The 23,569-nt window shown below is 72.1% G+C and carries 20 protein-coding genes; 9 read left to right on the top strand and 11 right to left on the bottom strand.

Annotation, left to right across the window (positions count from 1 at the left end; genetic code table 11):
* Window positions 1-34 precede the first annotated feature (34 nt).
* Window positions 35-892 carry a TIGR03619 family F420-dependent LLM class oxidoreductase gene (locus ABZ956_RS14220; RefSeq protein WP_361891952.1) on the bottom strand — a complete coding sequence of 286 codons (858 nt, stop codon included), beginning with the start codon at window positions 890-892 and terminating at the stop codon, window positions 35-37.
* A gap of 177 nt (window positions 893-1,069) precedes the next feature.
* On the opposite strand from ABZ956_RS14220, the gene ABZ956_RS14215 reads away from it, so the two are divergent.
* Entirely contained in the window at window positions 1,070-2,575 is a 1,506-nt protein-coding gene (locus tag ABZ956_RS14215; RefSeq protein ID WP_361891949.1) for a CehA/McbA family metallohydrolase, read from the top strand.
* A 42-nt stretch (window positions 2,576-2,617) separates the two neighbouring features.
* On the opposite strand, the gene rox is transcribed toward ABZ956_RS14215, so the two are convergent.
* Both rox and ABZ956_RS14205 read right to left on the bottom strand, forming a co-directional pair.
* Window positions 2,618-4,054: a rifampin monooxygenase gene (gene rox / locus ABZ956_RS14210; RefSeq protein WP_361891946.1), complete on the bottom strand. Its 1,437-nt coding sequence runs from the start codon at window positions 4,052-4,054 to the stop codon at window positions 2,618-2,620.
* A 175-nt stretch (window positions 4,055-4,229) separates the two neighbouring features.
* Window positions 4,230-4,985 (bottom strand): DUF6415 family natural product biosynthesis protein, encoded by a 756-nt coding sequence (locus ABZ956_RS14205; RefSeq protein ID WP_361891943.1) that lies wholly within the window; start codon window positions 4,983-4,985, stop codon window positions 4,230-4,232.
* Between the two features lie 261 nt (window positions 4,986-5,246).
* Here ABZ956_RS14205 and ABZ956_RS14200 point away from each other — a divergent pair, with 261 nt between their 5' ends.
* Both ABZ956_RS14200 and ABZ956_RS14195 read left to right on the top strand, forming a co-directional pair.
* Window positions 5,247-6,116 carry a helix-turn-helix transcriptional regulator gene (locus ABZ956_RS14200; RefSeq protein ID WP_361891940.1) on the top strand — a complete coding sequence of 290 codons (870 nt, stop codon included), beginning with the start codon at window positions 5,247-5,249 and terminating at the stop codon, window positions 6,114-6,116.
* The gene (locus tag ABZ956_RS14195) at window positions 6,106-6,333 is read left to right on the top strand and encodes a DUF397 domain-containing protein (protein WP_361891937.1); all 228 of its coding nucleotides are present in this window, start codon (window positions 6,106-6,108) and stop codon (window positions 6,331-6,333) included. Before ABZ956_RS14200 ends, ABZ956_RS14195 begins: the two co-directional genes overlap by 11 nt.
* A gap of 270 nt (window positions 6,334-6,603) precedes the next feature.
* On the opposite strand, the gene ABZ956_RS14190 is transcribed toward ABZ956_RS14195, so the two are convergent.
* Complete coding sequence (locus tag ABZ956_RS14190) at window positions 6,604-7,095, bottom strand: MarR family transcriptional regulator (RefSeq protein WP_361891934.1); 492 nt, start codon at window positions 7,093-7,095, stop codon at window positions 6,604-6,606.
* 62 nt (window positions 7,096-7,157) lie between these two features.
* On the opposite strand from ABZ956_RS14190, the gene ABZ956_RS14185 reads away from it, so the two are divergent.
* The 3 genes from ABZ956_RS14185 (at window position 7,158) to ABZ956_RS14175 (ending at window position 9,386) form a co-directional block, all read left to right on the top strand.
* Entirely contained in the window at window positions 7,158-8,282 is a 1,125-nt protein-coding gene (locus tag ABZ956_RS14185; protein ID WP_361891931.1) for a hypothetical protein, read from the top strand.
* 205 nt (window positions 8,283-8,487) lie between these two features.
* Window positions 8,488-9,018 carry a hypothetical protein gene (locus tag ABZ956_RS14180; RefSeq protein WP_361891928.1) on the top strand — a complete coding sequence of 177 codons (531 nt, stop codon included), beginning with the start codon at window positions 8,488-8,490 and terminating at the stop codon, window positions 9,016-9,018.
* Window positions 9,015-9,386 (top strand): peptidase inhibitor family I36 protein, encoded by a 372-nt coding sequence (locus tag ABZ956_RS14175; RefSeq protein ID WP_361891925.1) that lies wholly within the window; start codon window positions 9,015-9,017, stop codon window positions 9,384-9,386. The genes ABZ956_RS14180 and ABZ956_RS14175 overlap by 4 nt, the downstream gene beginning before the upstream one ends.
* Before the next feature lie 84 nt (window positions 9,387-9,470).
* On the opposite strand, the gene ABZ956_RS14170 is transcribed toward ABZ956_RS14175, so the two are convergent.
* The 6 genes from ABZ956_RS14170 to ABZ956_RS14145 form a co-directional block, all read right to left on the bottom strand.
* Window positions 9,471-11,039, bottom strand: a complete 1,569-nt coding sequence (locus ABZ956_RS14170; RefSeq protein WP_361891922.1) for an APC family permease — start codon at window positions 11,037-11,039, stop codon at window positions 9,471-9,473.
* Between the two features lie 194 nt (window positions 11,040-11,233).
* On the bottom strand, window positions 11,234-13,000 hold the full coding sequence (locus tag ABZ956_RS14165) for a D-aminoacylase (RefSeq protein WP_361891919.1): 1,767 nt from the start codon (window positions 12,998-13,000) through the stop codon (window positions 11,234-11,236).
* Window positions 13,001-13,113: 113 nt separating this feature from the next.
* Window positions 13,114-14,244, bottom strand: coding sequence for an LLM class flavin-dependent oxidoreductase (locus tag ABZ956_RS14160; protein ID WP_361891916.1), 1,131 nt, complete (start codon window positions 14,242-14,244; stop codon window positions 13,114-13,116).
* 137 nt (window positions 14,245-14,381) lie between these two features.
* Complete coding sequence (locus ABZ956_RS14155) at window positions 14,382-15,149, bottom strand: glucose 1-dehydrogenase (RefSeq protein WP_361891913.1); 768 nt, start codon at window positions 15,147-15,149, stop codon at window positions 14,382-14,384.
* A 36-nt stretch (window positions 15,150-15,185) separates the two neighbouring features.
* Window positions 15,186-16,133 carry a TIGR03619 family F420-dependent LLM class oxidoreductase gene (locus tag ABZ956_RS14150; RefSeq protein ID WP_361892453.1) on the bottom strand — a complete coding sequence of 316 codons (948 nt, stop codon included), beginning with the start codon at window positions 16,131-16,133 and terminating at the stop codon, window positions 15,186-15,188.
* A 16-nt stretch (window positions 16,134-16,149) separates the two neighbouring features.
* Complete coding sequence (locus ABZ956_RS14145) at window positions 16,150-17,370, bottom strand: amidohydrolase family protein (RefSeq protein WP_361891910.1); 1,221 nt, start codon at window positions 17,368-17,370, stop codon at window positions 16,150-16,152.
* 154 nt (window positions 17,371-17,524) lie between these two features.
* Between ABZ956_RS14145 and ABZ956_RS14140 the strand changes: the two genes are divergently transcribed.
* The 3 genes from ABZ956_RS14140 (at window position 17,525) to ABZ956_RS14130 (ending at window position 21,774) form a co-directional block, all read left to right on the top strand.
* On the top strand, window positions 17,525-20,458 hold the full coding sequence (locus tag ABZ956_RS14140; protein ID WP_361891908.1) for a BTAD domain-containing putative transcriptional regulator: 2,934 nt from the start codon (window positions 17,525-17,527) through the stop codon (window positions 20,456-20,458).
* 368 nt (window positions 20,459-20,826) lie between these two features.
* A complete protein-coding gene (locus ABZ956_RS14135) occupies window positions 20,827-21,102 on the top strand; it encodes a hypothetical protein (RefSeq protein ID WP_361891905.1) in 276 nt (91 codons plus the stop codon).
* 417 nt (window positions 21,103-21,519) lie between these two features.
* A complete protein-coding gene (locus ABZ956_RS14130) occupies window positions 21,520-21,774 on the top strand; it encodes a hypothetical protein (protein ID WP_361891902.1) in 255 nt (84 codons plus the stop codon).
* A gap of 90 nt (window positions 21,775-21,864) precedes the next feature.
* Here ABZ956_RS14130 and ABZ956_RS14125 read toward each other — a convergent pair whose 3' ends face one another.
* On the bottom strand, window positions 21,865-23,508 hold the full coding sequence (locus tag ABZ956_RS14125; RefSeq protein WP_361891899.1) for a FadD3 family acyl-CoA ligase: 1,644 nt from the start codon (window positions 23,506-23,508) through the stop codon (window positions 21,865-21,867).
* Window positions 23,509-23,569 lie beyond the last annotated feature (61 nt).

Genomic DNA, 23,569 nt, shown 5'->3' with positions numbered 1-23,569 from the left:
GGACGGCTTTCCCCCGGCCCCCACCGGCGGCGGCCTAGAGGAACTCGGCGTGCGCGTCCAGAGCCCGCAGCACCTCGGACTCGGGCGCCGACGGCAGCCCCACCACGACCTCCTCGATGCCCAGCTCCGCATAGTGCGCCAGCTTCCCCGCCGAGGGGTGCACGGCGTACGGCACGACGTCCGGCTCCCCCGGGCGCCCCGCCTCCGTCCACACCCGGCGCAGCTCCGGCAGCGTCTCCCGCAACCCGCTGCCGCCCACCGGGATCCAGCCGTCCGCGTACTCCGCGATGTGCGCGAAGAGCTTGGGCCCGGCCGCCCCGCCGATCAGCGTGCGCGGCCCCACCAGCGGCTGCGCGCCCTTGCGCTCCCGGGGCGGGTGCACGGGCTTGGGGTGGGCCCAGCTCGCGCTGACCGAGCCGAACTCGCCCTCGTACGCCGTCGGTTCCCCGGACCACAGGGCCCGCATCAAGGTCATGCGGTCCCGCACCAGTTCGCGGCGCTTGTGCCAGTCCACGCCGTGGTCGGTGGCCTCCTCCACGTTCCAGCCGTAGCCGATGCCGAAGGTGAACCGGCCGCCGCTGAGGAAGTCGAGCGTGGCCGCCTGCTTGGCCAGGACGATCGGGTCGTGCTGGGCGACCAGCACCACACCCGTGCCGACCACGATCCGGTGCGTGACCGCAGCGGCCTGCGCGAGCGCGACGAACGGGTCGAGGGCGCGCCCGTACTCCGGCGGCAGGGGGTCGCCCGTGGGCGCCGGCGTCTGCCGGCTGACCGGGATGTGGGTGTGCTGGGGCAGGAAGAGCCCGGCGAAGCCGCGCTGCTCCAGCTCACGGGCGAGCCGGACCGGGCTGATCGTCTCATCGGTGAGAAAGATCGTGGTGGCGATGCGCATGCGGGGGCACCTCCGTCGTCGCGTGGGACCAAAGGTATGCCCTGAAGTTCCCCTTTGGGCCCCACGACAATCGGCCGACACACAACAGACGGACATAAGGACGACCGCATGCGTTCCGCTGCCCGCCACCCGGGCGTACAACTGTGGTCTCCGGCGGCACACGCGAGGGGGTCGGCGATGCACCGGCGCGACGTAATGAGGCTGACGGCTATCGCCGCGGCGACGGGTGTGCTTACGTTGGAAGGCGTGAGCTTCGCCCATGCCGGCGGACCGGAGAGGACCGACGGCGAAGAGACCCGCAAGGTCACCGGCCGGCTGCCGGCCGGTGCTCCGGACTACATCCACCTCCCCGTGGAAGTACCGCGCGGCGTCCGCGAGATCGCCGTCTCCTATACGTACGACCGGCCCACCGTTCCACCGGGCACCCAGGGCAACGCCTGTGACATCGGCATCTTCGACGAGCGCGGCACCGCGCCGGGTGGCCCCGGCTTCCGGGGCTGGTCGGGCGGTGCCCGCACGGAGTTCGCCATCAGCGCCGAACGGGCCACGCCCGGCTACCTCGCCGGCCCCGTCCGCCCCGGCACCTGGCACGTCATCCTGGGCCCGTACACCGTGGCACCGCAGGGCATGGCCTACGAGGTCAGCGTCACCCTGCGCTACGGGCGTCAGGGGGTGACCCCCGCGGTCGTCCACCCTCCGCAGCGCGCCAAGGGGCGGGGCCGCGCCTGGTACCGGGGCGACAACCACCTGCACAGCGTCCACTCCGACGGCAGGCGCACCCCCGCCGAGATCGCCGCCGCGGCCCGCGCGGCCGGCCTGGACTGGATCACGACGACGGAGCACAACACCACCTCCTCGCACGGCGCGTGGCAGGGCCTGTGGGGTGACGACCTGCTGATCCTCACCGGCGAGGAGGTCACCACCCGCAACGGCCACGTCCTGGCCCTCGGCACGGACCCGGGCACCTTCATCGACTGGCGCTACCGCGCCCGGGACGACGCCTTCGGACGTTTCGCCCGCAGAATCCGGCAAACAGGCGGACTCGTCGTCCCGGCCCACCCGTACGCCACCTGTGTCGGCTGCGCCTGGAAGTTCGGCTTCGCCGAGGCGGACGCGGTGGAGGTCTGGAACGGGCCGTACACCGCCGACGACGAGATGGCGCTCGCCGCGTGGGACGCCATGCTGGTGGCGTCGGTACGTGAGGGCCACCGCTGGCTGCCCGCGATGGGCAACAGCGACGCCCACCGCGAACCCCAGGTCGTCGGCCTCTCCCAGACGGTCGTCCTGGCCGACGACCTCTCCCGCCCCGCCCTCCTGGCGGGCATCCGGGCCGGCCGCAGCTGGATCGCCGAGTCCTCGGCGATCGGCCTCTCCTTCACGGCCACGGGCGGGCGGGGCGAGCACGCGGGCATCGGCGGACGGCTGCGCGTCGCCCCCGACACGGACGTCACGCTGCGTCTGGAGGTGACGGGCGCCCCGGGCTGCGCCGCGTCCTTCGTCACGGACCAGGGCCGCCTGTTCACCACCCCACTGCCGCCGGACGGCCGCGTGGAATGGCATACGACGGCCGCCCGCTCGGCGTACGTACGGGCGGAGGTCCGCCGCCCACCGGCCGACGGCTCCCCGGCCGAGCTGCCGGGGGCGATGGCGGCGATGACGAACCCGGTGTTCCTGGGGGCATGAGGCAGCCGTAGCCGGGCCCCGCCCCACGCCCCGCCCGCGCGGTCAGCCGGCTGCGGCGCCGAACCACGTGGACAGCCGGCCGAGCAGATCCTCCTGCTCGTCACCGACCCACGCCACGTGGCCGTCCGGCCGCAGCAGCACCGCCGGTACGTCCAGTTCCTCACTGACGTCGACGACGTGGTCGACCCGGTCCGCCCAGCCCGCCACCGACAGCCGGCCGGTCTGGTCGAGCAGCAGGCCCCGGCCGCCGCGCATCAGCTCGTAGAGGCGGCCCCCGTGCTTCAGCCGCACGTCCCGCATGCGCCGGCCGAGCAGCTCGTGGCCGTCGCCGAAGTCGTAGCGGACATCGACCGCGGTGATCATCCCGGTCACGTACCGGTTGACCTCCTCGAAGTCCAGCAGCTTCGTGAACAGCTCCCGCAGCGCGGTGGCACCCGGGTCGGTGCCCATCAGCGTGATCTGCGCGCGGGTGTTGTCCAGCACGGCGGCGGCCACCGGGTGGCGTTCGGCGTGGTAGCTGTCCAGCAGCCCCTCCGGCGCCCAGCCGCGGACCGCGGCGGCCAGCTTCCAGCCGAGGTTGAACGCGTCCTGGATGCCGAGGTTGAGGCCCTGCCCGCCGGTCGGCGGGTGGATGTGCGCCGCGTCGCCGGCCAGCAGCACCCGGCCGACGCGGTAACGCTCCGCCTGCCGGGTGGCATCGCCGAACCGGGACAGCCAGCGCGGCGAGTGCACACCGAAATCAGTGCCCGCGAAGGCCCGCAACTGCCGCTTGAAATCCTCGAGGGTCGGCGCCGTCGCACGGTCCTCGGCCACCCCGTCGGCGGGCACGACGACGCGGCACACCCCGTTCTCGCCGGGGACGACGCCGAACCGCAGCTGCGTCTTGCGGACTTCCTCGACCACGGCGGCGATCGTCGCCAGATCCTCGGTCACCTCCATCTCGCCCAGCAGCGTCTCCACCTTGGCGGGCTCGCCGGGGAAGTCGACACCGATCAGCTTGCGCACCGTGCTGCGGCCGCCGTCGCAGCCGACGAGGTAGCGCGAGCGCAGACGCGTGCCGTCGGCCAGCTCGACGGTCACCGCGTCCCCGTCCTCGTCCTGGCTCAACCCGACCACCTCGCAGCCACGCCGCACCTCCACGCCGACTTCGAGGGCGTGCTCGTTGAGCAGGCGTTCGGTGACCGGCTGCGGGGCGGCGACGCCGTACGGGTGCGCGGTGTCCAACCGGTCCGGCCACGGCTTGGCGATGCCACCGAAGAGGCTGCCGACCTGGAACTTCTCGCTGACCGCGAGGAACCGGTCCAGCAGGCCGCGCTGGTCCATCATCTCGACGCTGCGCGCGTGCAGGCCCTGCCCGCGGGACTGCTGCGTCTGCTCGGTCAACTTCTCCAGCACGACCACGTGCACGCCGTGCAGCCGCAGCTCACTGGCCAGCATCAGGCCGGTCGGTCCGCCGCCGGCCACGATGACGTCGATCATGAAGTCCCCCCATGTAGCGCAATGAAATGTTCGGCCAGCCGCTTCACACCGTCAGGTTCTGGCCGAGGCCGACGATTCTGCGCCATGACCGGGGCCTTGCCGCAAGGCCCCCAGTGCGCTATACATTGAGAGTGGCAAGGAGCGGGCATTCCCCCTTGCCCTTTTTCATGCGCGGCTACCGATGGGTGTGCTCGGTGTCCCGATGCTCCCCCAGCCGGGCGTTCGCCCTTCTCATGCCGGCCCAGTCGTGGCGCCGCTCCGACGCGTGCCGCTGCGCGGTGAGCCCGAGGCACACGGGGCAGGTCTCGGCGGGCCCGAGGACGAGGGCGCTGAACCCTGACACCCCCGCGGTGGCCACGGGCGCCCCTGCTTTGGGCCGCAGCTGCTTCTGGTGCCGCAGAAGGTCTTCGGCGGTACGGCCGAGGCCCCTGACGTAGCTGATCGCGGAGACATAACCGTTGCCGGGCCCGACCCGGAGACGGTGCCGGGCCTCACGCACCGCCGCGAGGGCGCTGAACCCTGACACCCCCGCGGTGGCCACGGGCGCCCCTGCTTTGGGCCGCAGCTGCTTCTGGTGCCGCAGAAGGTCTTCGGCGGTACGGCCGAGGCCCCTGACGTAGCTGATCGCGGAGACATAACCGTTGCCGGGCCCGACCCGGAGACGGTGCCGGGCCTCACGCACCGCCGCGAGGGCGCCGACCCGGACCGGGTCCCCCACGGGCCGCCGCGCGGCGGCGGCCTCCACGTCGAACGCGGTGGCGTTGACGAAGGCGCACAGCCGGTTGGTGAGCGCCCGCACCCGCCCGGGCGCCGGCAGCCACCGCTCGGTGGCGGTTGTCTCGTGAATGGCCGCCTCGATGCCGGGTGCCGCCTGGGGCGGGTTGGACGTGATCCCACCGCCGGTGTTTCCGGTGTACGGGTAGGGAGGCATGGCGGCTCCTTCGAGCGACGTGGGGGTTTGCCGACGGAACCACGTTCCCGCAGCGGAAACTTCGGCCGCAAGCTATCCGATAAATCGAGGGAGATTGGAATATGCCAAAACCCCGGCAAGGCTTCCACGAGCACACACACGAGCTGCAAGACTGCCAACTAGGTCACCGCCAGCGGCAACAGGGGCGTGCGGTGCACCAACAGGGCCATGCCTACCGGGTACTGGCGCGCAGCAACGGGTACAGGACAGAAGGGGTCAGGCGTGGCAGCACGACGGGGTCCGACGTTTCGCCGGAGGGAGCTGGGTAAAGAGCTCCGCCGCCTGCGGGAGAGGAGGGGGATCACCACGAAAGCAGCGGCTGAAGCCATCGAAAGCTCGGAATCGAAACTCAACAGAGTCGAATCCGGTCACAATCAGCTGCCGCGCGTTCGCGATCTGGACGACCTTCTCACCTTGTACGGCATCACGGATCCAACGGAACGCGAGCAGCTACTCATGCTGCACCGCGACTCACTCAGCGCAGACTGGTACAGGCCGTACCAGAACTTCATGCCCTCCGGCCAACTGCTCTACGTGGGGCTTGAGTCGGACGCGTCAGCAATGCGGGCCTGGCATTCGCAGGTGGTCTTCGGGCTCTTGCAGACGGAGAACTACGCCCGTGCGTTGTACACGACATCGAAACCGGTCGACGAGAGAACGACCGAGTACGTCGAGCTGAACGTGGACCTCCGCATGAAGCGCAAGGCGATCATCCACGCCGACGATCCGGTCGAGCTCCGCGTGATCCTCGATGAGGCAGCGCTCCGTCGCGTAGTCGGCAGCCCAGACGTCATGCGCGAGCAGTACGAGGCGATCGAGAAGGCAGCCGCCCTGGACCACGTGACCGTGCAGATCCTCCCGCTCAGTCTCGCCACTTATCGCGCCTTCGAGAACTTCGTCATCCTGGATTTCGAAGCGGGACTCGAACCCGTCGTGATGCAGGAGAGCCCAGCTGTGATGTCAGTGTCCGACAAGCCACGCGAGGTCTGGAAACACGCCCGGAAGTTCGACGCCATGCGGGAGGGCGCTCTGGCCCCGGCCAAGACGCCCGAATTCCTGCACCGACTAGCAAGAGAGATCGATGAAAACTAGCGCCTGCACAACCGCCCTGGAAGTTGCCGACGAAAGCCGCTGGTTCAAGTCCTCCTACAGCACAGACAACGGAGGTGGTGGCTGCGTCTCGGTCGCACCCTTGCCCGGACAGGTCGGCATACGCGACTCGAAGCAGAAGAACGGCCCCGCCTTCGTCACACCGGCATCGGCCTGGGCCTCGTTCATCGCCGGGCTCCGGTCCGGCCGACTCGGCTGACAACGACAGCCCCTCCCGCGCCCCGGAGGGGGCACCCGGCCGGGTGCCCCCTCAAGCGCACTGCCCGAGGAGCTGGTTCCCCCCGGCGCCACCGCCGGGCGCGGTGGCCGAGCCCCGTGTCGTGGCGCCAGCGTGGTTGGTACAGCCGTTGCCGATGGCCGGGGAGAGCAAACCGCCGCCCAAGCCACCGGCCTCGGCAGGGGCGATAGTTCATGCAGGGCACAACGATCGCACCCCGCCTTCTGGCACTGGCACGGACGCACGGACGCCTCAGCGTTGGACTTCCGCCACCCACGCCGTGAGGCCGGCCACGAACCCGGCACGTTCGTCCGGCGACAACCCGTCCAGCGCGCGCAGCAACGGCTCGCCGCGGCGGGCGACGAAGACTTCGAGCAACGGTCGGTACTCGTCGGCGAGCGAAACCAGGATCCGGCGACGGTTCGCCGGATCCTCGGCCCGCACCACGATGCCGGCCCGGCTCAGCGCACCGACCAGTTCGCTGGCGGTCGGCAGGGAGACGTGCAGCCGCCGGGCGATCTCCCCCACTGTGAGCGGCGGTCCGGCCAGCAGCTGCGGCAGCACCGCGCCGTGGCGTGCGGTCAGGCCGTGGGCTTCCATCGCGTCGCGCAGGGGCTCCGGCATGAGGTCGCGTACCACCGCTGCACGGAAGAACGGTTCGAGCAGCGGGACGAGGCCGACGACCCGGAACTCGTCGGGCGTCGGCTTCCGGGGCGCCTTCACGGGCTCGTCGGGGTGCGGCATACTGCGAGTGTAGATGGTTTGGATATCCAAACTGTTGGGGCATCCGAAAGGTTGGTCTTGTCATGCCGTCGGTGAGCTACAGCGATGCGGTCAACGACGCTCTGGAACGGATGGACGATCTCGGGTACGAGCGGGGGCAGGGCGTCGATCTCGCCAACCACGGCCCGATGGCCGCCGAGGCGCTCGCGCTGCTGGGGCAGGAGGACGAGGTCGCGCGGTGGGTGGGGCGGTACCGGAAGGCGATGGAGCACCACGGGCCGCCGGCGGCGCGCTTCGCGCTGGACGGTGCGGACGAGTCGTCCTGGCGGCAGGCGCTCGGGGAGATCGGGCGGGCCGGGGACTGGGAGCGGCTGTTCGTGCGGGAACTGGCCGAGGCGCACTGGCGGGAGGTCCTGGGCCGCTGGTGGCCGCGGCTGCTGCCGGGGCTGTTCGCCGGCCTGACCCATGGCCTCATCCGCACGGCACACGCGGTGCGTGGTCTGTACGCGGCCGGGGACAAGCCGACGCCGCTCCAGCTGACCGAGCTGGCCCGGGGCCTGGCGTACTGGGCCGCCCGCTACACGGAACTGCCGGGCACGCCGGGACTGCGCGGCCGTCACGAGCTGTCCGCGGCGGTGGCGACGCTGCCCCGGGCGACACCGGACGGCCCGATGGGGCCGGACACCGCACGGCGGCGTCTGGAGGCGCTCGGCGAATCACCGCTGTACGGCTCGGCGTTGGGGTCGCTCGCGCCGGAGCAGGCGCCGCGGCTGCTGAGCGAGATGACGCTGCAGTTCGCAGATGTCTACCTGGGCCACCCGGAGGTCTATCCGGTGCCGCTGATCCACGGTGTCACCGCGCCCGCCGCCGTACGCATCCTCCTGCCGCATCTGCCGCAGGCGCTGCACGAGCCGACGCTGGCCCGCGTCTGGCAGGTGCAGGCGGCGTTCCTGCTGGCTTTCACCGTCGACCGGCGCGAGGAGGGGACGGATGCCTGGCGGTCGGAGGTGCCGGAGCTGCCGCCGATGGACGAACTGGGCGCACGGGCGGCCGAGCACGGCGACGAGCACGTCATCAAGTTCACCGAGGCGTGCCTGCGTGAGTACGCCTTGCGGCCCGATCCCCGCTACCCGGCCGCCGCGTTCGCCGCGCAGCGGCGCGTCACCCCGCTGGACGCGGGTGGGGGCGTGGCGGGGGTACGCCCCTGAGGTGGCCGTGACCGGCCGGAGCGGAGGTCGTCACCTTTACAGGTGATATGGCGTGGGGGCCGCATGCCGGGGCGAACGGTGGGGAGGGTGACCGTGCTCCGACCGAACATCACCGCCACCCGGGGGACCACCCGCATGCGTCAACCAGCCGTCGTCAGCCCGGCGTTCGCCGCACTCACCCCGCGCGAGCCGGGCTGATCGCCGGATGCGTCTTCGCATGCGGGCGGCCCCGGGGCTGCTCACGCTGCTCACCGGTGTCTTCGTCCTGACCGGCTGTGCGGCTCCGGCGCCCCGGCCCTCCCCGGACGATGTGATCAAGGCGGCCACGGGTCTGATGACCGATGCGTGCCTGGTCCGCCAGGGCCTGACCCCGCCGCGCGCGGGGCAGAGCCCGCCGGCCGAGGAGCATCGGCGCGTCAGCGCCGCGCTCTTCGGCACGGGCCCGGCGGAGCTGTCCGTGGCCCTGCCCACGGGCTATGTCGTGCGCGCCCATACCGACGGTTGTCTGGCCGCCGCTCAGCGGCGCCTGTACGGCGACCAGGTCCGCTGGTTCCGGGCATCGGTGGTCGTCAACAACCTCGGGCCCGAAGCCGCGCACACCCACCGCAGCCTCGCCGAGGTCCGCGCCCGGCACCACGCCGAGATCGCCGACTGGAAAGCACTGCGCGCGCACGCACTGGCCGAAGCCACCACCTTGCTGACCAACCCTCCACCGACGGGAGACACACGCCCATGAAGCGCTTTGCCGCCCTCCTCACCGCCGCCCTGATCTCCGCCGGCACCGTTCTGGCCACCTCGGCCACCGCCCAGGCGGCGGAGTGCCGCAGCGGCTACTTCTGCGTCTGGACGCACGCGAACTTCGACGGCATGAAGATCGACCACAGCGGCGACGACCACTGGTGGGAAGGCAACATGTCCAACCAGGACTCCTCGTGGGCGAACCACGGCGTCTCCGGGCCGGGCGTGAAGGACCACGTCAAGGTGTACGACGGCCGCAAGCTGACGGGAGCCGTGACCATCTGCCTGGCTCCGGGACAGGAGGTCAACTACAACAAGGGGGCCAACGACAGGGGCAGTTCCCACACCTGGACCAAGGGCTGCTGAGGCCCACCGCCGCATCGCGCCGCGCCCGCCCGGTCCACCCGGCGGGCGCGGTCCGTACGGGGCACCGTCCGATCCGCCGGGGCGCTAGTCCCCGGCCCCCCGCACCGGCGTCGACCGCGTCAGCACCTCGCCCCGGAAGAACGCCGGATCGCGGCGCCGCATCAGCTCCATGAGCACCGCGCCGGCGACCAGCAGGCCCACGCCGATGACGAAGACCGAGCCGACGCCGAACACCGCGCTGCCGCTGCCGTACTCCGGGTCCCACATGTCGTAGAGGGTCTTGCAGAAGACGGCCGCCAGCAACAGTCCGCCTGTCAGTGGGAAGACGCCCTTGAAACATGCGTCGCGCGGTGACTTGCGCAGCTCGCTGCGGAAGAACCACGCACACGCGAACGCCGTGATGGAGTAGTAGAAGCAGATCATCAGGCCGAGCGCGTAGACCGTGTCGATGAGGACGTTCTCGCTGAGGAAGCTCATCACGGCGTAGAAGACGCCGGTGGCCGCTCCGGCCGCGATCGTGGCCCTGCCGGGGGACTTGAAGCGCGGGTGGATGCGCGCGAACGACGGCGGCAGCGCCCGGTACGTGCTCATCGCCAGTACCGTGCGCGCCACCGGCAGGAAGGTGGTCTGCAGGCTCGCGGCGGCCGAGGCCAGCACGGCAACGAAGAGCAGGACGCCCAGGGCCGTCCCCATGACCGGGTCGGCGAGGGCGGCGAAGACGTTGCCGGAGGTGTCGGGGTTGCCCAGGCCGGTGCCCTGGTCGCCGACGCCGGAGAACATCTGTGCGGCGACGGCGGTCAGCAGGTACGAGCCGACGAGCACGACCATGGCGAGGAGCGCGGCACGGCCCGGGGTCTTGGCGCTGCCCTCGGTCTCCTCGTTGACGGTCAGGCAGGCGTCCCAGCCCCAGTACATGAAGATCGACAGGCTCAGTCCGGCGGTGAAGGCGCTGAAGGACTCCACGCCGAAGGGGTTCAGCCAGGTCCAGGAGAAGTCGATGGAGCCGGACAGCTCGCCGGAGCGTGCCTTGCCGATGGCCATCGCGACGAACACCGCCAGCACGGCCAGTTGCAGGCCGACGAGCGCGTACTGCACGCCCTTGGTCGCGGTCATGCCGCGGTAGCTGACGGCGGTGGCGACGGCGATGAAGGCCAGGCAGGTCGCGACGTGCGCGAGCCGGTTGTCGTCGAGGGCCGCGATCGCGTCGCTGCCGGTGATCTCGCCCAGCAGCAGATAGAAGAAGGAGGTCGCCACGCCCGCGAGATTGGACAGCACGATGATGGTGGCGATGACGAGGCCCCAGCCGCACATCCAGCCGATCCGCGGGCCGAAGGCCCGTACGGTCCAGGTGAAGGACGTGCCGCAGTCGGGGACGGCGCTGTTCAGCTCGCGGTAGGCGAAGGCGACCAGCAGCATCGGGAGGAAGCCCGCGAGGAAGACGGCGGGCATCTGCACCCCGGCCTGGCCGACGGTCGGGCCGAGGGTGGAGGTCAGGCAGTAGACGGGCGCGACGGTGGAGATCCCGATGACGGCGCTGCCCAGCAGGCCGACGGAATTGCCGCTGAGGCCCTTGGCGCGCACTTCTCCGGCGTCGCTGCCCGCGACGCTCATTACCGTGTCTCCGGCCTGTGGCCGCGGCTGTACCTGAACCATGGCGAGGACGTTAAGCGCTGCTGTTTCCGCATCCGGAGGTTCAACCTCCGAGCGCCGCCCCTTGAACATGCCCGCCATCACCGCCAGTTGACCTTGCAAAGCAAGCCACTCGATGGGTTACGACCGGTAACACCAAGGAGAATTCCCCCCTGTCACCCCTGCGGCATCCGCAGCGGCACCCGTTTTGTCCCGGTTCAAAAATTTCCCGTCGCCACCGTCTCCGTGTCCCGCCCCGACCGCAGCACCTGCCCCGGCACCGCCCCGGTGACCACGTCGTGCCGGACCGTCTCCACGCCGTTCACGCGCACGCTCACCACCCCCACCGCCCGGGAATCCAGGCGCGCTCCGTCCCCCGGCAGGTCGCGGACCAACGTCGCCGGAGCCGCCTCGATCCGCTCGGGGTCGAAGAGCACCAGATCCGCCCACCAGCCCTCGGCGATGCGGCCCCTGCCGCGCAGCCCGAACAGCCGCGCCGGTTCGTCGCTCAGCATCCGCACCGCCCGCTCCAGCGGCACCAGCTTCCGCCCCCGCAGGCAGTCGCCGAGGAAGCGCGTCGTGTAGGGCGCCCCGCACATCCGGTCCAGGTGCGCGCCGGCGTCCGAGCCGCCGAGCAGGACGTCCTCGTGGTCCCATGCCCGGCGGCGCAGCTCCCAGCTGGCGGGGTCGTCGTCCGTGGGCATCGGCCACAGGACGGTGCGCAGCTCGTCGGCGGCGCAGATGTCGACCAGGGTGGCGAAGGGGTCGGTGCCGCGCTCGTCGGCTATGTCGCTCACGACGCGGCCGGTGAGGCCGTCGTTGTCCTTGGCGTAGGTGTCGCCGATGACGTACCGGCCGAAGTCGGTGAGCCGGCGGAAGCCCCCGGCCGCCGGGCTGGTGGCGCCGCGCAGCAGGGCGGCCTGGACGGCCGGCTCGCGCAGCCGGGTGATGCGCTCGGGCACCGGCAGGGCGAGAACCTCGCCCCAGCCCGGGAGGAGGTTCAGGGCGCAGAAGGTGCCCAGCGACATGTTCATGGGGGTGAGGATCGGCATCGTCAGGGCGACGATCCGGCCGCCCGCCGCGCGGGCGCGCTCACTCGCCGCCAGCTGGTGCGGGACCCGCTCGGGGGCGGCGGACTCGATGGTCAGGACGTTCCAGTTCAGCGGCCGGCCGGCGGCGGCCGTCAGCTCGACCAGGAGGTCGGCCTCCTCCTGGGTGAAGCGGTCCAGGCAGCCGGACACGATGGCCTCGAGCTGGGTGCCCTCGTGCTCGCCGACCGCGCGGGCGAGGGCACGGAGCTCGCCGGGCAGGGCGTGGCGGGAGGCGACGGGGTTGCCGTCGCCGTCGGAGTGGGTGGTGGAGCGGGTGGTGGACAGCCCCCAGGCGCCGGCGTCCATGGCCTCGTGGAGCAGGGTGAGCATCCGCCGCGACTGGTCCTCGTCAGGGGTGCCGCCGATGGCGTCCGGCCCCATCACGTACCGCCGCAGGGCGCAGTGCCCCACCATGAAGCCGGCGTTGACGGCGATGCGGCCGTCCAGCGCGTCGAGGTAGTCGCCGAAGGACGACCAGGTCCAGGGCGCGCCTTCCTCCAGGGCGGTCAGCGACATGCCCTCGACCTTGCTCATCATCCGGCGCGTGTAGTCGGCGTCGGCCGGCCGCGCGGGGTTGAGCGGCGCGAGGGTGAAGCCGCAGTTGCCGCCGACGACGGTCGTCACGCCGTGGCTCATGGAGGGGGCGGCGTAGGGGTCCCAGAAGAGCTGGGCGTCGTAGTGGGTGTGCGGGTCGACGAAGCCGGGGGCCAGGACGAGCCCGGCGCCGTCCTCCTCGGTGCGCGCCCGCTCGCCGAGGCGCCCGCCCGCCTTGACCGTGGCCCTGCCGCGTTCGATGAGCGCGATGCGGCCGTCCCGTATGCCGACGTCGGCGACGTAGGAGGGTGCTCCGGTGCCGTCGACGACGGTGGCGCGGCGGATGAGATGGTCCAGCACGAATCTCGGGTCCTCTCACTCGACGTTCCGGCGGTACGGGCCTGGGGACGTACGGCGAGCAGGGCCGGGGCGGCGGCCCGGGAGGCGCCGCCCCGGTGCGTGGAGGCGCGTGCTCAGGCCCTGGCGGCGGCCTGGCGGTAGCGCGTGGTGCGGTGGACCGGGTCCGTGTCTATCTTCGGGATGACGTGCTCGCCGATCAGCCGGATCGTCCTCAAGGTGTCCTCGCGGGGGATACCGATCGGCAGCCCGAAGGAGAGCTGGTCGGCGCCCGCCTGCTCCCAGCGCTTGCACTGCCGGAACACCTCGTCCGGGTCGCCGCAGATCATCAGCTCCTCGGCGATGAGCAGCTCGATGATCTCCTCGGTGTACTCGGGCAGCAGCTCCGGCCAGCGCGGGATGCCGTCGGGGCGCGGGAAGGTGTCGTGGTAGCGGAAGAGCAGCGACTGCAGGTAGTGCAGACCGCCGTTCACGGCGACCTCGACGGCTTCTTGGTGCGTCTCCGCGCAGATGGCGGTGGAGGTGACCATCACGTTGTCGTTGACGAAGTCGCCGACGGCCCGCGCCTCCTCGATGGCCGTCTTGTACGAGTCGACGACCCACTCCATGTCGGCGACCTTCTGCACGCTGAAGCCGAGGACGCCCAGCCCCTTGCGGGCCGCCATCGCGTACGAGGAGGGCGACCCGGCGGCGTACCACATGGCGGGGTGGGAGGGGCCGTACGGCTTGGGCAGGACCGTGCGCGGGGGCAGCGACCAGTGCTTGCCCGCGAAGCCCTGGTACTCGCCCTGGTGCCACATCTTGGGGAATTCGGCGATCGTCTCTTCCCAGATCTCCTTGGTGGCGTCCATGTCGGTGACGCCCGGCAGGAAGCCGAGGATCTCGTGGCTGCCCGCGCCCCGTCCGGTGCCGAACTCGAAGCGGCCGCCGGAGAGATGGTCGAGCATGGCGGCCTTCTCGGCGACCTTGACCGGGTGGTTGACCTGGGGCAGCGGGTTGAAGATGCCGGAGCCGAGGTGGATGCGCTCGGTGGCGTGGGCGAGGTAGCCGAGGAAGACGTCGTTGGCGGACAGGTGCGAGTACTCGTCGAGGAAATGGTGCTCGGAGGCCCAGGCGTATTTGAAGCCCGACGCGTCGGCCTGGATGACGTATTCGGTCTCTTCCATCAGCGCGTGGTGCTCGGCCTGGCTGTCGGTGCGCGAGCGGCTCGCCGGCACATAGCCCTGCACGAAGATCCCGAATTCCACGGAGGTCACCGCCCGTCTTCGAGGTTTTCTGACGTAGCGTCAGATGAAGCTGAAGCGACTCTGGCACCGGCCCCTCGGGCCGTCAAGGGCCCCGCGGGGCCGGCAGGCGTCAGGTGCGGACCTGAGGCCCGGAGGCGTCAGGTGCGCACCTGGCCCACCGCGAGCCAGCCGCCGTCCACGACGACCGGCTGTCCGGTGATGTACGAGGAGTCGTCGCAGGACAGGAACAGCGCCACCCGCGCCATCTCCTCCGGCCGCCCGACCCTCCCCAGGGGCACGAGCGTGCCGAAGTAGGCGTCCATCTCCTCCCGGGCCACCCGGCCGCCGGGGTTGATCATGGCGGTGTCCACGCCGCCGGGGCACAGGGCGTTGACGCGGATGCCCTGTCCGGCCAGTTCCAGCGCCGCCACCCGGGTCATGGCCAGGACCGCGCCCTTGGTGGCCGCGTAGGCGGCACAGGAGGCCAGGCCCGCCAGGGCGACGTACGAGGCGGTGTTGACGATCGTGCCGCCGCCGGCCGCCGCCAGCTCGCCGGCCGCCGCGCGCATGCCCAGGAAGGTGCCGGTCTGGTTGACCCGCACCACCTCTTCGTACTGGGCCAGCGAGGTGTCCACGAGATCGCCGCGGGGCGCGATCCCCGCGTTGTTGACGAGCCCGTCGAGTTTGCCGAAGGCCCTCTTGGTGAAGGCGACAGCCTCGGCCCAGCCCGTTTCCTCGCCCACATCGAGGTGGACATAGCGCGCGGCACCCTCCCCGAGCTCCTTGGCGAGGGCCTCTCCCGCGTCGTCCAGCACGTCGGCCAGGACGACCTTCGCGCCCTCGGCGGCGAAGAGCCGCGCCTCATGCTCGCCCTGTCCGCGGGCCGCGCCCGTGATGAGCACGACCCGGCCGTCCAGCTTGCCCATGTCCCCTCCTGTCCGTCGTCCGCCTGCCGGCTTCTCCTATGCGTTGAGTTCCGGCGCCACGTCGGCGGCGAATGCGGCCATCTGGTCGAGAAGTTCGTCGACGCTCCGGCAGCGGAAGCGCACCTGTATCTGGTCCACTCCCATGTCCCGGTACGCGCGCAGCGACGCGGCGAGCACGTCCGGATCGCCGGTCAGCGTGCGCGGGCCGGTGTCCCAGCGGGGCGTACCGACGTACAGCGCCTCGGTGATGGCGCCGACCGCGAACGGGCCACCGCGCCCGGCCTCCTCGCGCAGCTGCCGCAGGTCCGCGATGTGCCGCGGCAGCCTCTCGCGCGCGTCGCCCTGCGACAGCCAGCCGTCCCCGCGCCGCGCCGCCCGGCGCAGCGCGGCGGGCGAGGAGCCGCCCACCCACAGGGGCGGGCGGGGCGTGCGGACGGGACGGGGTGCCTGGCCCAGGTCGCGGAAGGCGAAGCGCTCCCCTTGGAACTCGGGGAACTCCTCCGGCCCGAGCGCCGCCTTCAGGGCGTCGACCGTCTCGTCCAGGATCGCGCCGCGCCGCCGGAAGTCCACGCCCAGCGCCTCGAACTCCTCCCGTACGTGCCCGGCGCCGACCCCCAGGACCAGCCGCCCGCCCGCGAGCCGGTCCACCGTCGCGTACTGCTTCGCCGTGAGCAGCGGGTGGCGCAGCGCGGCGACGGCCACATGGCTGAGCAGCAGGACGCGTTCGGTGACGGCGGCGAGGTGGGCGAGCGTGGCCACCGGGTCGTACCAGACGGTGCCCATCGCGGCCGCCAGCCGCCCGGGGACGGCCACGTGGTCGCAGGTGGCGACGTAGGCGAAGCCCAGGCGGTCGGCGGCCCTGGCCGTCCGGCGCAGTTCGTCGGGGCCGGCGCCCGCTTCCCAGGGCTCGGCGTAGAGGGTGCTCTGCGACTGGACGGGCAGCTGGAGCCCGTAGGACAGCTCGCCCTCCGGCAGGACCCGCAGGCCCTGCGGCGTGCCCTCAGGCACCGGGCCAGAGTCCTTCCGCGGTGAGGCCGAGCAGCTCGATGGCGTTGCCGCGGACGACGCGCTCGACGGTCGCCGGCTCCAGATGCGCCATCTGCTCCTCGGCGACCTGCCGGGATCTGGGCCAGGTGGAGTCGGAGTGCGGGTAGTCGGTCTCGTACAGGACGTTCCCGGCGCCGATGGCGTCGAGGTTGCGCAGGCCGGCGGCGTCGTCGAAGAAGCAGCCGTACACGTGCCGGGCGAAGAGCTCGGAGGGCGGGGTGCGCACCTTCTCCGCGATGCCGCCCCAGCCGCGGTTCTCCTCCCACACCACGTCCGCCCGCTCCAGGATGTACGGGATCCAGCCGATCTGTCCTTCCGCGTACATGACGCGCAGGCCGGGGAAGCGGTCGAACTTGCCCGACATCAGCCAGTCGGCCAGCGAGAAGCAACAGTTGGCGAAGGTGAGCACGGACCCGACGGCGGGCGGCGCGTCGGCGGAGGTCGACGGCATCCGGGACGAGGAACCGATGTGCATCGCGATGACGGTCCCGGTCTCCTCGCAGGCGGCCAGGAAGGGGTCCCAGTCGTCGCCGTGGACCGACGGCAGGCCCAGGTGCGGCGGTATCTCGGAGAAGCACACCGCCCGGACGCCCCGCGCGGCGTTGCGCCGCACCTCGTCGGCGGCCAGGCGGGCGTCCCACAGCGGGACGATGATGAGCGGGATCAGCCGGCCCTGCGCGTCGGGGCCGCACCATTGCTCGACCATCCAGTCGTTGTAGGCGCGTACGCACAGCAGGGCCAGTTCGCGGTCGGCCGCCTCGGTGAAGGTCTGGCCGCAGAAGCGCGGGAACGTGGGGAAGCAGAGCGCGGACTGGACATGGTTGAGATCCATATCGGCCAATCGCTCGGGGACGCTGTACGAACCCGGCCGCATCTGTTCGTAGGTGATTCCCTCCAGCCGGATCTCATCCCTGGAGCATCCGACGGCGGTATCCAGCCGCGTGAGAGGACGGCACAAATCCTCATAGACCCACCAGTCCGCCACCGGACCGTCGTCCCCGGGGGCGCCCATGGTCGGCGCGAAGCGCCCGCCGGCGAAGGTCATGTCCTTCACGGGAGCCCTGACGATCCGCGGTCCGACATCGTGGAATCGCGCCGGAAGCCGGTTCCGCCAGACGTCGGAGGGCTCGACCGTGTGGTCGTCCACCGAGATTATCTTGGGGAAGCTCGCCATGGCCGACACGGTAGCGCCGATCTGACGAGCCGTCAGCAAGCTGGCGGACCGGCCCCCGAAAGGCCCTTGCGAGAGGCCGGACCCCTGCTGACGCAGAGGCCCTGAACAAGGCAGACTGGCCGGTGCGACCGAGCAGGACAGGCAGGGGGTCACGATGGCCGACGACACAGGGCATGGGCAGCGGCTGCGCTTCACCGTGCTCGGCCCCGTCCGCGCCTGGCGCGGGGACGAACCGCTCCACACCGGATCGCCCCAGCAGCGGGCGCTGCTCGCCGCCCTGCTGCTGCGCGGCGGGCGCACCGCCACCGCGCCCGAACTGGTCGACGCCCTCTGGGGCGAGGAACCCCCGCACGCGGCCCTCGCCGCGCTGCGCACGTACGCCAGCCGGCTGCGCAAGGCGTTCGGCCCCGACGCCGACGCCCTGGTCAGCGAGTCGGGCGGCTACGCGATACGCGTGGGACTCGACGGCCTCGACATCGACACCGCCGAGCGGCTGGCCGCCGAGGCCGACAAGGCACGCGGCGCGGGCGACCGCGGCCGCGCCCGGGAGCTGACCAACCAGGCGCTGGACCTGTGGGACGGAGAGCCGCTGGCGGGCCTGTCCGGCCCGTACGCCGACACCCAGCGCGCCCGCCTGGAGGAGTGGCGCCTGAGCCTGCTGGAGACCCGGCTCGACCTCGACCTCGAGGTCGGCTGCCACGCCGAGGCCGTCTCCGAGCTCACCGCCCTGACCGCCGCCCACCCGCTGCGCGAGCGGCTGCGCGAACTGCTGATGCTCGCCCTCTACCGCAGCGGCCGCCAGGCCGAGGCCCTGGCCGTCTACGCCGACACCCGGCGGCTGCTCGCCGACGAACTGGGGGTGGACCCCTGCCCCGAGCTCTCCGAGCTCCAGCAGCGCATCCTCAACGCCGACACCGACCTCAACGTCCACTTCTCCACCGCCGACCGCCCCATCGCCGGGCCCACGTTCATCCGGCCCGCCCAGCTCCCGGCCACCGTCTCCGACTTCACCGGCCGCACCGCCTTCGTGGACGAGCTCAGCGACCAGCTCGCCACGGCCGAGGGACGGGTCATGGCGGTCTCCGCCGTCGCGGGCATCGGCGGCGTCGGCAAGACCACCCTCGCCGTGCACGTCGCCCACGCCGCCCGCCACCACTTCCCCGACGGCCAGCTCTACGTCGACCTCCAGGGCACCGGGCCCGTGGTCGCCGAGCCCGAGGCCGTCCTGGGCTCCTTCCTGCGCGCCCTGGGCATACCCGACTCCGGCATCCCGGACGGGGTGGAGGAGCGCGCCGCCCTCTTCCGCTCCACCCTCGACGGCCGCCGGGTCCTCGCCCTGCTGGACAACGCCCGCGACGCCGCCCAGGTCCGCCCCCTGCTGCCCGGCAACGAAGGCTGCGCCGCCCTCGTCACCAGCCGTTCCCGCATGGTCGACCTCGCCGGCGCCCACCTGGTCGACCTGGACGTCATGAGCCCGGAAGAGGCGCTCGTCCTGTTCACCCGCATCGTCGGCACCGAACGGGTCGGCGCCGAGCGCGACGCCGCCATGGACGTCGTCGCCGCCTGCGGCTTCCTGCCGCTCGCCATCCGCATCGCCGCCTCCCGGCTGGCCGCCCGGCGCACCTGGACCGTCTCCGTCCTGGCCCGCAAGCTCGGCGACGAACGCCGCCGCCTGGACGAGCTGCGCGCCGGCGACCTCGCCGTGAAGGCCACCTTCGAGCTCGGCTACGGCCAGCTGGAGCCCGGCCAGGCCCGCGCCTTCCGCCTCCTGGGCCTCGCCGACGGCCCCGACATCTCGCTGGCCGCCGCGGCCGCCGTCCTCGACCTGGACCTCGACGCCACCGAGGAGCTGCTGGAGTCGCTGGTCGACACCTCGCTCCTGGAGTCCGCCGCACCGGGCCGGTACCGCTATCACGACCTCGTACGCCTCTACGCGCGTTCCTGCGCCGAGCGCGACGAGCAGCCCCCCGCCGAGCGGACGGCCGCCCTGTCGCGCCTGCTGGACTTCTACCTCGCCACGGCAGCGGGCGTGTACGTCCTCGAACGCCCCGGCGACCAGCTCCTGGCCCACCTCACCCCCACCACCCACCCGGGGCTGACCTTCACCGACCGCAGCGCGGCGGGCGACTGGCTGTTCGCCGAGGCCGGCTGCCTGCTGGCCTGCGTGCGCCAGCACTGCGACACCACCGGCGAGACGCTGCGCCGCGCCGTGGACCTGCTGCTCGCGGCGAAGGACCTCGCCGAGTCGGGCGCCGACTCCCGGCAGTACGAGCAGGCCGCCACCGCCCTGCTGCACGCCACCCAGGCCGCCGGCGACGCCCGCGCCGAGGGGCGCGCGCGCACGGTCCTCACGCACGTGCACAGCCTCGCCGGGCGCTTCGCGCAGGCCGACGAGCAGGCACGGCACGCGGTGCTGCTGGGACGGGCCTGCGAGGACCCCATCCCCTGCTGCTACGCCGCCAACAACCGCGGCATCATCTCCATCTACCAGCACCGCCATGAGGACGCCGAGGCCTACATCGGCCAGGCACTCGCCGCCTTCCGCGCCGACGGCAACCGGCCCGGCGAGGCCAGCGCGCTGAGCAACCTCTCGCGCACCCACCTGGCCACCGGCCGGGTCCAGTCGGCCGTGCACCTGGCCGAGCAGGCGATCGCCCTGTACCGCGAGTCGAACGTCTCCTGGCGGCTCGCCAACGCCCTGTACGCCTACGCGGTGGCCCTCACCCACGCCGGGCGCCACGAGGAGGCCATGGCCCGACTCATGGAGGCCCTGCCGGTCTTCCGGGACAACAGGCAGCGGCTGTGGGAGGGCATGACGCTCTTCCGCATGGCCGAGCTGTACCTCGCCACGCACAAGCCCGCCAAGGCCGCGGCCCACGCCGAGCAGGCGCTGGCGCAGCTGCGGGGCATCGGCGGGGAATGGCGGCGGGCCAACATCCTGACGGTCCTGGGCCGTTCCCTGGACGCCTTCGGACAGTCGGGGCGCGCCCACGCCTGCTGGACCGAGGCGCTGGCCATCTTCGAGCAGCTGGGCTCGTCCGAGGCGGCAGAGGTGCGCGATCTGCTGGCACCGGTGGCGGCCGCGTAGGCTTTGAGGCTTCCGGCTTCCGGCTTCCGCCTTCCGGCTTTCCGTGGAAATTACGTGAAGGTCCGTACAGTGGGTCCGTATGCGCCCGCCGTGTCCGCGCGCGCGGAGCGCGTGAAACCGCGGCGCTGTTCCCGTGCGGAGGCCCGGAAAAACCCTTTCACGTGCCCGTTCATCGATCGTTTATCGCGACCCTCCACTCTAAGAGATGTCGATCCGTCGCGTCGGGGGGCAGGCGGGTCGTGGGTGAGGCCTCACCTTTAGGGTGAACAGCCCTAATGTGCCCGTCCGGCGGTCCTCGGGGGAGTCGCCGGGCGGGTTCTGCAGTCCCCACTAGCCGAACGACTCGCACTGACCATCGGAGTGACACCATGAGCGATGACAAGCTCAAGCCGCCCGTAGTGACCACGCCACAGGACGATCACGCGACCGGCACGCCGCTCACCGCGGCGCAGCAGTCCGGGGTCGCGGCGGGCGAGGCACCGCTCTCGCCGCAGGACGACCACGCGACGGGCGCCCCGGCGTTCGCCCTGAAGGACGACCACGCCACCGGCACTCCCGCCTTCGTGATGAAGGACGACCACGCGACCGGCGCTCCGGCGTTCGCTATGAAGGACGACCACGCGACCACGGAGAAGCCGTACTGACCGATCCGGTCTGTGGGTCGGGGAGCTTCCGCCAGACATCGGCCGGAAGCTCCCGGACTCACCGGATCCCCGGAGGCCACAGGGGGAACACGGGGGAACGGCCTCAGCGGGAAAGCCGACGGGTAGTGCTACGGGGGTAGCAACGGGGGCCCGTCGGGAAACGGGGGACACGGGGGACACGGTCCAACGGGGGAGCACGAACCGCCCGGGGGGACGGACACGGTCCAACGGGGGTGCCCGCGACGGGGGAACGACAGGGGCCGGCGACGACGGCGCGGAGGGGGAGCCGTCGGCGTCGGCCCCTGCGGCTGTCCGGACGTTTTCGGCCAAACGCCGTACGCCCGCGCCGCCAACCGGTACTTTCTCTGACAAAGCACGACCAACTCACGCACTGTGCCCCCGAGTAGAGGAGCCGCAATGAACCAGACGATGACGCACCGCACCAAGGGACAGGGCACCAGGGCCCTCGTCGTATTCGGCGTCGCGGCGGCCGCGGCCATCCTCGGAGCGATCCCGGCGGCAGCCGACGACCACTCGACCTCCGTGCCTTCCCTGCAGACGCCCACGTCGGCCGTGGAGATATTCGACGACCACTCCACGGCCATGGACCAGCTGAACGGCGGCGCCGACGACCACATCACCGGCACCACCGCGCTGCTGCGCCTGCGCTGACCGGCGACCGGACGGTGAGGGTGCCGCACGGCACCCCCGCCCGCGGGGCCGCGGCCGGCCGGGATCGGCGGCCGCGGTCCCGCACCGGGCCTATCGGGGGGTGTGCCCCCGCAGCAGCCCCTTGCACACCTTGCCGGAGGCGTTACGCGGCAGTTCCCGGACGAACTCCACCTCGCGCGGGACCTTGTAATTGGCCAACTCCCGGCGCGCCCAGGCGATCAGCTCCTCCGCCGTCACCCCGGTGGCCTTCCCCCGCTCCGCGCACCGCACCGCGAACGCCTTGCCGACCTCGCCGAGCCGGGCGTCCGGCACTCCCACGACGGCGACCTCCGCGATGCCCGGGTGCCGCAGCAGGACCTGCTCTATCTCGGCGGGGTAGGCGTTGAAACCCCCCACGATGAACATGTCCGTGACCCGGTCGGTGACGCGCAGATTGCCCCCGGCGTCCAGCACGCCGATGTCACCCGTGTGCAGCCACCCCTCGGCGTCCACCACCTGCGCCGTGGCCCGCGGATCCTCGAAGTAGCCGGCCATCACCTGATAGCCGCGCACCAGGATCTCCCCCGGCTCGCCGGGCGGCAGCGCGGCCCCACCGGCCCCGGCCACCTTGACCTCGGTATCCGGTATGGCCCGTCCCGACGTACCCGCGACCACCTCCGCCGCGTCGCCCCGTCGGCACATCGTGACCACTCCCGTGGCCTCGCTCATGCCGTACGCGGTCAGCACGGTGGGGATGCCCACTTCATCCCGCAGCCGGTCGATCAGCCGCCGGTCCACCACCGCCGCCCCCGTCACCACGACCCGCAACGGCGAGAGGTCGTACGCCGCCCGGGCCGGGTGGTCCAGCAGCGACTGCAGGAGCGTGGGCGGACCGGGCAGGACGGAAATGCGCTCGCCTGCGATCGTGAGCAGCGCGGCCTCCGGGGTGAAGACGGACTGCGGAACCATCGTCGCGCCCCGCATCAGGCACGCGATGACCCCCGCCTTGTAGCCGAAGGTGTGGAAGAACGGGTTCACGATCAGATAGCGGTCTCCTTCCCGCAGTCCGGCCAGCTCGCTCCAGACGCCGAACGCGCGCAGCGTCTGGGCGTGTGTGATCACAGCCCCCTTGGGCTCGCCCGTGGTGCCCGAGGTGAAGAGGATGTCCGAGGCGGCCCCCGGCCCGACGGCATCGGCGCGGGCCCGTACGGCCCGCCCGGGCACGGCGTCCCCGGCGGCGAGGAACTCCTTCCAGGTGCGGAAATCGGCGGGCGCGTCGTCCGCCAGGACGACCACGTCACGCAGGTGCGGCAGCCCGGGCAGCGGCCCCGTCTCCCCGGCCGTCGCGGAGTGCCGCGCGGGCGGCGCCCCCGCGGCGCTGCGCAGTGCCGCCACGTAGGAGGTGCCGAGGAAGGTGCCGGTGACGAAGAGCAGCCGGGCCCGCGTGCGCCCCAGCACCCGGACCGCCTCGGCCCCCTTGAAGCGGGTGTTGACCGGCACGAGCACCGCTCCGGCCGTGACGGCGCCCAGGGCGGAGACGATCCAGTCCAGGGTGTTCGGGGCCCAGACCGCGACCCGGTCGCCGGCCTCGATGCCGGTGGCGAGGCACGCGGCGGCGGCCCGCTCGACCCGCTCGCCGAGCTGCCGGTAGGTGATCCGGGCCCGTCCGTCGACCACGGCCTCGCGGCCCGCGTACCGCTCGGCGGCCGCACGGACGAGGCCCGGTATGGAGCCGAATTCCAGGTCACCACGCATGGCACGCCCTCCCCAGCCCCCGGCCCGCAGCACATCGCCACCCATAGCTGACGTGGCGTCA

It is taken from the genome of Streptomyces sp. NPDC046261 (assembly GCF_040646235.1).
Lineage (GTDB): Bacteria > Actinomycetota > Actinomycetes > Streptomycetales > Streptomycetaceae > Streptomyces.
Note: the sequence above shows the minus strand (reverse complement) of the source record. Positions and strands in the feature narration are given on the sequence as shown.